The sequence below is a fragment of the Methylobacterium sp. J-030 genome, assembly GCF_022829545.1.
GTDB lineage: Bacteria > Pseudomonadota > Alphaproteobacteria > Rhizobiales > Beijerinckiaceae > Methylobacterium.
The window spans coordinates 1-1000 of the sequence record NZ_JAKSYM010000336.1 but is presented as its reverse complement, the minus strand read 5'-3'; the positions used below and the strand labels follow the sequence as shown (position 1 = coordinate 1000).

Here is a 1000-nt window from a genome sequence, read left to right as displayed (position 1 = left end):
CGAACAAGCCCATGAAGATGACGCATTCACCGGGGCCGGCATGGGGTGGCGCCGCTCTGCCGGGGCGGTACGGGGCACCGAGCGGGGGCTGAGCCAGAGGTGGCAGTAGGCCGTCAGAGCCCAAAGCTGCGCGTCGGCGCCGTTGCGGCCGCCGCGGGCGCTCCCTTCGTGCTTGAAGCCGGCGCGGCGAAGGAGGTCCGCCAGATCCGTGCGGTCGGCCGGCACCCGGGCAACGACGCGCGACCAGTTGGCGGCATAGAACGCCCAGCGAAACAATGCCCGCAGGACCGTCCGGTTCAGCACGCCGCGATGGGCGACGATGACGAGATCGACCTCACCGTAGGGGTTGGGCGTTCTATGCCGCCAACTGGTCGCGCGTCGTTGCCCGGGTGCCGGCCGACCGCCCGGATCTGGCGGACCTCCTGCGCCGCGCCGGCTTCAAGCACGAAGGGCGCGCCCGCGGCGGCCTCAACGGCGCCGACGCGCAGCTTTGGGCTCTGACGGCCCACGACGCCCTCTGGATCATGCCCCGCTCGATGCGCCGTACCGCGCAGGCCGAGCGCGGCATCCCCATGCCCGACCCGATGAAGGTGCACTGATTATGGGCCTGTTCGACTCGATCACGGGCGGGGCCGCGACGACCGCCTACAAGAACAACATGCAGACCATCAACACCGGTCTGAACCAGCAGAGCACAGCGCTCGGCGACAACTACACACAGGCCAACAACTACCTGCTCGGTCAGGGCCTCAGCGCCCTCCAGGCCGGTTACGGCGCCGGTGGTCAGTTGCTGGCGACGGGATATGGCGATCAGAGACTTGATATAAACCAAGGCGCCCAAGCTGGCATTTCTCAGCTCGGGTCGAGCTACGGTCAGGCGGCCGATGCGATCACCGGCAACTACGGCTCGGCGCTGTCATCCCTGGGCCAAGGCTATGGGCAGGCCAGGGACGATCTGACCGGACAGTACGGGCAGGCCCGGGACGACATCAACACGAAT

At 68.1% G+C, this 1000-nt stretch carries 3 protein-coding genes; 2 read left to right on the top strand and 1 reads right to left on the bottom strand.

Annotated elements, in window-relative coordinates; genetic code table 11:
- A partial coding sequence (locus MKK75_RS26020; protein ID WP_244045383.1) for a hypothetical protein occupies positions 1 to 303 on the bottom strand: 303 nt, incomplete at its 3' end.
- 86 nt (positions 304 to 389) lie between these two features.
- On the opposite strand from MKK75_RS26020, the gene MKK75_RS26015 reads away from it, so the two are divergent.
- The gene (locus tag MKK75_RS26015; protein ID WP_244045382.1) at positions 390 to 599 is read left to right on the top strand and encodes a hypothetical protein; all 210 of its coding nucleotides are present in this window, start codon (positions 390 to 392) and stop codon (positions 597 to 599) included.
- A 2-nt stretch (positions 600 to 601) separates the two neighbouring features.
- The coding region (locus MKK75_RS26010) for a hypothetical protein (protein ID WP_244045381.1) at positions 602 to 1000 on the top strand (399 nt) is incomplete at its 3' end.